Source organism: Pseudokineococcus sp. 5B2Z-1 (assembly GCF_037482305.1).
In the GTDB taxonomy this organism is placed as follows: Bacteria; Actinomycetota; Actinomycetes; order Actinomycetales; family Quadrisphaeraceae; genus Pseudokineococcus.
In genome coordinates this window covers 106,072-114,778 of record NZ_JBBHZG010000008.1, presented here as the reverse complement: position 1 = coordinate 114,778, position 8,707 = coordinate 106,072, and the positions used below count along the sequence as shown (strand labels likewise).

The 8,707-nt window shown below is 77.7% G+C and carries 5 protein-coding genes and 1 pseudogene; 4 read left to right on the top strand and 2 right to left on the bottom strand.

Going from position 1 to position 8,707, the window contains the following annotated elements; all coding sequences use genetic code 11:
* Positions 1-257 precede the first annotated feature (257 nt).
* The 3 genes and pseudogenes from WDV85_RS17200 to ettA all read left to right on the top strand — a co-directional run bounded on the left by WDV85_RS17200 (position 258) and on the right by ettA (position 5,667).
* Positions 258-2,143: pseudogene (locus WDV85_RS17200) on the top strand (ABC transporter).
* A gap of 83 nt (positions 2,144-2,226) precedes the next feature.
* Positions 2,227-3,975: a GTPase gene (locus WDV85_RS16190; protein ID WP_445263370.1), complete on the top strand. Its 1,749-nt coding sequence runs from the start codon at positions 2,227-2,229 to the stop codon at positions 3,973-3,975.
* A 9-nt stretch (positions 3,976-3,984) separates the two neighbouring features.
* Positions 3,985-5,667 carry an energy-dependent translational throttle protein EttA gene (gene ettA / locus WDV85_RS16185; protein ID WP_339571606.1) on the top strand — a complete coding sequence of 561 codons (1,683 nt, stop codon included), beginning with the start codon at positions 3,985-3,987 and terminating at the stop codon, positions 5,665-5,667.
* Positions 5,668-5,742: 75 nt separating this feature from the next.
* On the opposite strand, the gene WDV85_RS16180 is transcribed toward ettA, so the two are convergent.
* Positions 5,743-6,708: an acyl-CoA thioesterase gene (locus WDV85_RS16180; protein ID WP_445263369.1), complete on the bottom strand. Its 966-nt coding sequence runs from the start codon at positions 6,706-6,708 to the stop codon at positions 5,743-5,745.
* Between the two features lie 223 nt (positions 6,709-6,931).
* On the opposite strand from WDV85_RS16180, the gene WDV85_RS16175 reads away from it, so the two are divergent.
* Positions 6,932-7,438, top strand: coding sequence for an acyl-CoA thioesterase (locus tag WDV85_RS16175; RefSeq protein ID WP_339571604.1), 507 nt, complete (start codon positions 6,932-6,934; stop codon positions 7,436-7,438).
* Here WDV85_RS16175 and WDV85_RS16170 read toward each other — a convergent pair.
* Positions 7,435-8,619: a sugar-binding transcriptional regulator gene (locus WDV85_RS16170; protein WP_339571603.1), complete on the bottom strand. Its 1,185-nt coding sequence runs from the start codon at positions 8,617-8,619 to the stop codon at positions 7,435-7,437. The two genes, WDV85_RS16175 and WDV85_RS16170, sit on opposite strands and share 4 nt — an antisense overlap.
* Between the last annotated feature and the right edge of the window lie 88 nt (positions 8,620-8,707).

The window sequence follows — 8,707 nt, the reverse complement described above, 5'->3', positions numbered from 1 at the left end:
GCAGGTTCGATCCCTGCCGGGGGCGCTGTCCCGCTGGGGTGCTGGGTCCCTGGGCGACGGACGTCTCATCTGAAGGTCGCAGACCCGATCTCTGCGGGCCTGCTGGAGCTCGCGCTGCCGGGCGACCTGCAGAACCGGGGTCGCGCACTGCGCCCGGCCTCCTGACCTGCGATGACGCCCGGTGACCGGGCCTTGCGCAGGTCGCTGTGCACGAACGCGGGGCGTCGGCGCCGGGCGCGCCTGGCAGGCTGGGGCCCGTGAGCGGCGCGGGTGACGGCGGGAGCCTCCTGGAGGCCCTCGAGCGCCTGCGCGAGGAGCTCGCCGGCCTGCGGCTGCCGCTCGACCTGCCCGACGCCCAGCGCGGCCGCGCCGGCGCCGCGGCGGCCCGCGACCAGCTCGACGACTACCTCCTGCCGCGGCTGCGCCAGGTCGACGCGCCCCTGCTCGCCGTCGTCGGCGGGTCCACGGGCGCGGGCAAGTCCACGCTCGTCAACTCCCTCCTGCGCGAGCGGGTGACCCGGGCGGGCGCGCTGCGCCCGACGACCCGCGCGCCCGTCCTCGCCCACCACCCCGACGACGCCGCGTGGTTCACCGGCGACCGGGTGCTGCCGGCGCTCGCGCGCACGACGGGCGCCGAGGAGCCGACCGGGCCCGCGCGCGCCGACGCGCCCGCCGCGACGTCGCTGCAGCTCGTCGCGTCCCCCGGCGTGCCGGCGGGGCTCGCGCTGCTCGACGCCCCCGACGTCGACTCCGTGGTCGACGCCAACCGCGCGCTCGCGGCCCAGCTGCTCGGCGCCGCCGACCTGTGGGTCTTCGTCACCACCGCGGCCCGCTACGCCGACGCCGTGCCGTGGGACCTCCTGTCCGGCGCCGCCCGCCGGGGGGCGTCCGTCGCCGTCGTCCTCGACCGCGTCCCCGCCGGCCCCGGCGACGACGCCGTGCTGCGCGAGGTGCGCGCCGACCTCGCCGGCATGCTCCGCGACGGCGGGCTCGGCGCGGCGCCCCTCTTCTCCGTGCTCGAGACGGCGCCCGGCGCCGACGTCGACGGCCTGCTGCCCGCCGAGGCCGTCGAGCCGCTGCGGCGCTGGCTCGCGGGCCTGGCGGGCGACGCCCGGCAGCGGGCCCTCGTCGTCCGCCGCACCCTCACCGGCGCGCTCGAGGCGCTGCCGAGCGGCCTCGCGCCCGTCGCCGGGGCGGCGGCCGCGCAGGCCGCGGCCGTGGCGGCGCTGCGCGACGACGTCGTCACCTCCTTCGCGCAGGGCCGCGAGGAACTCGAGACCGAGCTCACCGACGGCACGCTCCTGCGCGGCGAGGTGCTCGCGCGCTGGCAGGAGTTCGTCGGGACCGGCGAGTTCTTCCGCTCCTTCGACGCCGCCGTCGGCCGCCTGCGCGACCGCCTCGGCGCGCTCGTCCGCGGGCGCCCCGCGCCGAGCGCCGAGCCCGTCGGCCAGGCCGTGCGCTCCGGCGTCGCCGCCCTCGTGCGCGCCCGCGTCGCCGGGGCGCTCGACCGCGCGCGCGACCGGTGGCTCGCCCGGCCGGCCGGGGCGCAGGCGGTCGCCGTCGCCGGGCCCGTCCTCGACCTCCCGCCGGACTTCGACGAGCGCGTGGCCCGCCTCGTGCGCGACTGGCAGCGCGGCGTCCTCGACCTCGTCCGCGCCGAGGGGGAGGGCCGGCGCACCCGCGCCCGCGTGCTGTCCTTCGGCGTCAACGCGCTCGGGGTCGCGCTCATGGTCGTCGTCTTCGCCAGCACCGCCTTCATCCCCACCGGCGCGGAGGTCGGCGTCGGCGTCGGCGCGGCGGCCGTGGGCCAGCGGGTGCTGGAGGCCGTCTTCNCGGGGTCGCGCTCATGGTCGTCGTCTTCGCCAGCACCGCCTTCATCCCCACCGGCGCGGAGGTCGGCGTCGGCGTCGGCGCGGCGGCCGTGGGCCAGCGGGTGCTGGAGGCCGTCTTCGGCGACGCCGCCGTCCGCGCGCTCGCCGCCCGGGCGCGGGCCGACCTCCTGCGCCGCGTCGACGAGCTCGTCGACGGCCCCCGCCTCCGCCTGCTCGAGGTGCTCGACTCCACCGGGGTCGACGCCGGTGCGGCGGGTCGACTGGAGCGCGTCCTCGCCGACGTCGCCGCCGCCCGCGGGGAGGCTGCGTGAGCCCCCGCACGCCCCTGGCCGGGCGTCGCCGCGACCGCGGCGCGGAGGTCGCGCCCGTCGACGGCGCCGCCCTCGTCGCGCGCGTGCAGCACCTGCGCGACGCCGTCGCCGCGGGCGGGGACCGCCTCGAGCCGGACGCCGTCGAGCGGGCCCGGCCGGTGCTGGCGCGCGCGCAGGAGCGGCTGCGCCTGGGCAGCGGGCGCACCGTCGTCGCGCTCGCGGGGGCCACGGGCAGCGGCAAGTCGAGCCTCTTCAACGCCGTCGCCGGCCTCCCGCTGGCCCAGGTGGGCGCCCGACGCCCGACGACGTCGCGCCCGACCGCGTGTGTCTGGGGTCCCGAGCCGGCCGAGGAGCTCCTCGACTGGCTCGAGGTGCCGCAGCGCCACCGGACGACCCGGGAGAGCGCTCTCGATGCGCGTGACGAGGAGGACCTCCACGGCCTCGTGCTCCTCGACCTGCCCGACCACGACTCGACGACGCTCGCGCACCGGCTCGAGGTCGACCGCCTCGTCGGGCTCGTCGACCTCCTCGTCTGGGTCGTCGACCCGCAGAAGTACGCCGACGACGCCCTCCACGCCCGCTACCTGCGGCGCCTGGCGGGCCACGAGGACGTCGTCCTGCTCGCGCTCAACCAGGTCGACCGCCTGAGCCCCGACGACGCCCGCGCCACCGAGGCCGACCTGCGGCGCCTGCTCGCCGAGGACGGGCTCTCCGGCGCCGACGTCCTGCCCGTCTCCGCGCGGACGGGCGCCGGGCTGCCGGACCTGCGGGCGCGGCTGGCCGACGCCGTCGCCGCCCGCGCCGTCGCGCTGCGGCGCACCGAGGCCGACCTCGAGGCCGTGCGCGCCGACCTCGCCCGCGGGACGGCGGCCGACCCCGTGCCGGCGCCGGCGCCCGAGGACGTCGCCGGCGCCGACGAGCTCGTCCGCGCGCTGGGGGCGGCCGCGGGCGTGCCGGCCGTCGTCGACGCCGTCGAGGCCGACCACCGCCGCCGCGCCGAGCGGTCCACCGGGTGGGTGCCGCTGCGGTGGACCGCCCGCCTGCGCCGCGAGCCGCTGCGCCGGCTGGGCCTGGAGCCCCGTCGCGGGCGCGACGAGGAGGGGCTGGGTGGGGACGGACGGGGCGAGGACGGACGGGCCGAGGAGCTCGTCGTCTCCTCCGTGCCCGCCCCCACGCCGTCCCAGCGCGCCGCCGTCGACCTCGCCGGCCGCCGGGTCGGCGCGGAGGCGTCCGCGGGTCTGCCGCCGCGGTGGGCGGCCTCGGTCCGCGCGGCGGCGGCCCCCCCGGGCCCGGATGTCGTCGACGCCCTCGACCGCGCCGTCGTCGGCGTCGAGCTGCCGCGGACGACGCCGCGCTGGTGGGCGGCCGTCGGGGCGGCCCAGGCGGTGCTCGCCGTCGCCGCGCTCGTCGGCCTCGTGTGGCTGATCGCCCTCGGCGTCGCGACGTGGCTGCAGCTGCCGCCGCTGCCCGTGCCGGCGGTGGGGCCCGAGCGCACGGACGGGACCCGCCTCCTGCCGGTGCCCACGGTGCTCCTCGTCGGCGGGCTGCTCCTCGGGCTGCTGCTCGCGGCGGCGTCCGCGCGCCTCGCCGCCCGGGGAGCCCGTCGGGCGCGGCGCGCGGCGCAGGAGCGGCTCGACGGGGCCGTGCGCGGGGTGGCGGCCGACGCCGTCCTCGCCCCCGTCGCGGGCGTGCTCGCCGACCACGCGGCCGTGCGCGACGCGCTGTCGCCGGACGGCCCCGCGGGCGGCGCCCGCCCCGCCCCGTCACGGCCGGCGGGAGCGTCCCCCGCGCGGTCCGCTGCACCGTCTGGGAGGCGGCGCCGCGGCCACTAGCCTGGAGGCATGGCCGAGTTCATCTACACCATGACCAAGGCGCGCAAGGCGCACGGCGACAAGGTCATCCTCGACGACGTCAGCATGTCCTTCTACCCCGGCGCCAAGATCGGGGTGGTCGGCCCCAACGGCGCCGGGAAGTCGACCATCCTCAAGATCATGGCGGGGCTCGACCAGCCGTCCAACGGCGAGGCGCGGCTCTCGCCCGGCTACAGCGTCGGCATCCTCGAGCAGGAGCCCCAGCTCGACCCCGACAAGGACGTCCTCGGCAACGTCAAGGACGGCCTCGGCGACATCGTCCGCAAGAAGGAGCGCTTCGACGCCATCGGCGTCGAGATGGCCGAGCCCGACGCGGACTTCGACGCCCTCATGAGCGAGATGGGCGCCCTGCAGGAGGAGATCGACGCTGCCGACGCCTGGGACCTCGACTCCCAGCTCGAGCAGGCGATGGACGCCCTGCGCTGCCCGCCGGGGGAGGCCGACGTCACGGTGCTCTCCGGCGGCGAGAAGCGCCGCGTGGCGCTGTGCAAGCTGCTGCTGAGCAAGCCCGACCTCCTCCTGCTCGACGAGCCCACCAACCACCTCGACGCCGAGAGCGTGACGTGGCTCGAGCAGCACCTCGCCGTCTACCCCGGCGCCGTCCTCGCCGTCACGCACGACCGGTACTTCCTCGACAACGTGGCCGGCTGGATCGCCGAGGTCGACCGCGGGCGCCTGTACCCCTACGAGGGCAACTACTCCACCTACCTGGAGAAGAAGCAGGCCCGCCTGCAGGTGCAGGGCAAGAAGGACGCCAAGATGGCGAAGCGCCTCGCCGACGAGCTCGAGTGGGTGCGCAGCAACGCCAAGGGCCGCCAGACCAAGTCGAAGGCCCGCCTCGCCCGGTACGAGGAGATGGCGGCCGAGGCCGAGCGCACGCGGAAGCTCGACTTCGAGGAGATCCAGATCCCGCCGGGCCCGCGCCTGGGCTCCCAGGTGATCGAGGTCTCCGGGCTGCGCAAGGGCTTCGGCGACCGCGTCCTCATCGACGACCTGTCGTTCACGCTGCCCCGCAACGGCATCGTCGGCGTCATCGGCCCGAACGGCGTCGGCAAGACGACGCTCTTCAAGACGATCGTCGGCCTCGAGGAGCCGGACGCCGGCACCGTCAAGGTCGGCGACACGGTGAAGATCTCCTACGTCGACCAGGGCCGCCAGGGCCTCGACCACGGGAAGACGCTGTGGGAGACCGTCTCCGACGGCCTCGACTACATCCACGTGGGCAACGTCGAGATGCCCTCGCGCGCCTACGTCTCGGCGTTCGGCTTCAAGGGCCCCGACCAGCAGAAGCCGGCCGACGTGCTCTCCGGCGGTGAGCGCAACCGCCTCAACCTGGCGATGACGCTCAAGGAGGGCGGCAACCTGCTGCTCCTCGACGAGCCGACGAACGACCTCGACGTCGAGACGCTCGGCAGCCTCGAGAACGCGCTGCTCGACTTCCCTGGCTGCGCCGTGGTCATCTCCCACGACCGGTGGTTCCTCGACCGGGTCTGCACCCACATCCTCGCCTACGAGGGCACCCCGGAGAACCCGTCGAGCTGGTACTGGTTCGAGGGCAACTTCGAGTCCTACGAGCAGAACAAGGTCGAGCGCCTCGGGCCCGACGCCACGCGCCCGCACCGCGTGACCTACCGGCGCCTCACGCGCGACTGACGCGCTCCCGGCGCAGCGACGACGACGGCCCCTCCCGCACGCGGGAGGGGCCGTCGTCGTCCGTGCTGGAGGGCGCTACCCGACCAGCCCGGCGCCCGCGCCCGGCCGGGGCGGGCGCACGAGCCCCTCCTGGGCGACGGAGGCGACGAGGACGCCGTCGCGGGAGAAGACCTGGCCGGTGGCGAGCCCTCGGGCGCCGACGGCGGTGGGGGAGGCCTGGCGGTAGAGCAGCCACTCGTCCAGGCGCGCCGGGCGGTGCCACCACAGGGCGTGGTCCAGGCTCGCGACCCGCAGCCCGCGCGAGGCCCACGTCAGGCCGTGCGTGGTGAGCACGGGCTCGAGGAGCGAGTCGTCGCTCGCGAAGGCCAGCACCGCCCGGTGGAGGGCGTCGTCGTCGGGCAGCGGCGCCGTCGTCCGCAGCCACACCGCCTGGCCGCTGCCGGGCGGCAGCACGCCCTCGGGCACGTGGCGCAGGTCGAGCGGGCGCGAGCTGGCCCAGCGCTGGGCCCACGCGCGGGCGGCGTCGTCGAGCGAGCCGGGCACGCGCCAGGGCGGGGGCGCGTCCGGCGTGCCGAGCAGCTCGACGGTGGGCCGCAGCTCCTCGGGCCCCGGCACGTCGGGCGCCGCGACCTGGTGGTCGACGCCGTCCGCCGGCGCCTGGAAGGAGGCGATCATCGACAGGATCGGCCGGTCGTGCTGCAGGGCGTGCACCCTGCGGGCGCTGAAGGAGCGCCCGTCGCGCAGCCGCTCGACGGCGAAGGTGATGGGCAGCGAGGAGTCCCCGGCGCGCAGGAAGTAGCCGTGCATCGAGTGGACGGGCCGGGTGGCGCCCTCGCCCGGCGGGGGCGGGTTGCCGGGGGCGACCTCGCCGGCGCGGCCGTCGCCCACGGTGCGGGTCGCGGCGACCACGGCCTGCGCCACGACCTGCCCGCCGAACACGCGGCCGTGCGGCTGCGGGAGGCTCATCCCGGCGAAGAGGTCCTGGCCCCGCTCGTCGACGCCGCGCTCCTCCAGCGCCAGCACGTCGAGGAGCCGCCGCAGCAGGCGGTCACCGGCGCTGCCCGCGCCGCCGTCCCGGGCGGGCGGGGCGTCGGGCCACGCGGGCAGAGCCCCGGTGCGGCTGCCGTCCCCTCGGGCGTCCTGGGCTCGGGCGTCCTGGAGCGGGGCGTCGTCAGGTGAGTCGACCACGGGCGCGACCGTACCGGCGCCGCCGCGGGCCGCTGCGCCGTGCGAGGGGAGGGCGCGGGCCTGCGACGATGCCGCCATGCCCGCTCGTGAGGTCCTCGTCCCGCTGCGCTGGTCCGACATGGACGCCTACGGCCACGTGAACAACGTGCAGTACGTGCGCCTGCTGGAGGACGCCCGCATCCTCGCCTTCCGCACCCCCCACGGGGAGGCGACGTCGGAGTCGCCCGTGCGCACCGGCACGATCATCGCCCGCAACGAGGTCGAGTACCTCGTGCCGCTGAAGTACCAGTACGAGCCCGTCACGGTGCGCCTGTGGGTCAGCCGCACCTCGGGCGCCAGCTTCGACCTGGGCTACGAGGTCCGCGGCCGCGCCGAGGACGCCCCCGACGAGCTGTCGGGCGATGCCGAGGGCTGGGTCGTCTACGCCCGCGCCGAGTCGACCGTCGTGCTCTTCGACATGGACGCCGGCCGCCCCCGCCGCATCACGCCGGGCGAGAGCGCGATGTTCGCCGAGATGACCGGCCCCCCGGTCGAGCTCCGGCGGCGCGCCCGCGAGCGCGCGGCCGCCGCGGCGACCTCCTAGCCGCCCGGCGAGGACGCGGCGCCGCCGCCGGAGGGGTCAGCCGGCGCCTCGCCCCGGCCCTCGCCGAGCCCCTCGCCGTCTCCGGAGCCCTGGCCGTCGGGGAGCTCGTCCGCGCCCGCGCCGTGGTCGCCCCCGGGCAGCTCCTCAGGCGGCAGCTGCAGCAGCGCGTCGGCCAGCTCGGCGTCCGCCACGAGCGTCGTCAGCCAGCCCGTGCGGACGGCCGCCAGGACCGCCGCCGTCCGCTCCGCCCCGTAGGCGACGGCGACGACCTCGCCGACGCCCTCGAGCTGGGACAGCTCGAGCGCCATCACCCGGTCGTCGAAGGCGCTGGGCACGCGGTGGCCGTCGGCGTCGAGGAGGCGGCCGCTGATCTCGGCGACCGCGCCGTCGCGGCGCCCGGCCTCGCGCTCGTGCGGCGCGACGGCCGGCCAGATGGTCGACAGGCCCTCGCCCCAGCCGCCGACGGCGACGACCGCCGTCGTCAGGTCGTCGACGCGCCGCAGGGCGGCCCGGATGCCCGGGTCGCGGCGCAGCGCCGTCGCCGTCTCCGCGTCGGCCGTGACGAGCGGGGCGTACACGGGCAGCGCGCGTCCTCGGGAGACGGCGGCGACGCGGCGCACGAGCTCGACGGTGCCGGAGCCCGCGTCGTGCAGCGCGCCGGCGAGCTGCACCACGGTGCACGGCGGCAGCCGCTCGAGCGCCTGCGCGGCGTGGGCCAGCGTGCGGCTCCACGTGAGGCCGAGGACCTCGCCGTCGACGAGCAGCTCCTCGAGCAGCCCGGCGACGGCCTGGCCGAGGTGCTCGCGGACGACGACGTCGTCCCCGGTCGGCACCTCGACGACGACGGCCCGCTCGAGCCCCAGCGCCGCGGCCAGCGCCACCGAGCGCTCGGGGTCCGTGCCGCCGGGGACGACGACGCTGACCCGCACGACCCCGCGCTCGGCCGCCTCCTCGAGCAGCCGCGCCACCTTGAAGCGGCTGATGCCGAGGTCGGCCGCGATGGCGACCTTGCTGTCGCCGACGACGTGGAAGCGGCGGGCGACCTCGCCGAGGAGCACGAGACCCGTGGGCCCCGGCGGGTGGCCGCCGGGCCGCGGCGCGCTGCTCGTGCTCGTCCCGGCCCGGGGCGGCCGCCCGCTCGACCCGTGGCGGGCGGCGGTGCTCGAGGTCCCCTCGTCCACGGTGACGACTCCTCATCTGCGAGGTGTTGGCGCTCAGGTGAGCACGAGCACTGTAGCGAGCGGGGGGCGGCCGGGGATGACCCCGGCC

Excerpts from the sequence above, each read along its gene's own strand:
- ettA (WP_339571606.1), top strand. The coding sequence starts at position 3,985 with ATGGCCGAGTTCATCTACACCATGACCAAGGCGCGCAAGGCGCACGGC.
- WDV85_RS16175 (WP_339571604.1), top strand. The coding sequence starts at position 6,932 with ATGCCCGCTCGTGAGGTCCTCGTCCCGCTGCGCTGGTCCGACATGGAC.